At 64.0% G+C, this 272-nt stretch carries 1 protein-coding gene; it reads left to right on the top strand.

The genetic code is table 11. The features are described from left to right. A partial coding sequence (locus tag ACZ6JE_RS15220) for a hypothetical protein (protein ID WP_464319484.1) occupies nucleotides 1-190 on the top strand: 190 nt, incomplete at its 5' end. Between the last annotated feature and the right edge of the window lie 82 nt (nucleotides 191-272).

Below are 272 nucleotides of genomic sequence, written 5' to 3'. Positions count from 1 at the left end.
GACCGAGCGCATCCTGCGAATGATTCCCGGCCCGCACGGGCAGGACATTTCTGTGCTGGAGCGCCGGACACACAGCACTTCGAGCGAAACCAAGAGCGGAGAGTGCCGCACGGCAGACCGACCCGAGGCGCCCCGCACGATCCGCTTGCCATTCGACGGTGAGCGGTACGTCGTGCCTCGCACTCTCTAGAGAGACTGAACTAGTCGGCGTAACCGAAGTGGTCCCAACACAGGGATGGTAGGCCCGGAGGGACTCGAACCCCCAACCAGAC

The organism is Frigoribacterium sp. AC759, from assembly GCF_979256015.1.
Note: the sequence above shows the minus strand (reverse complement) of the source record. Positions and strands in the feature narration are given on the sequence as shown.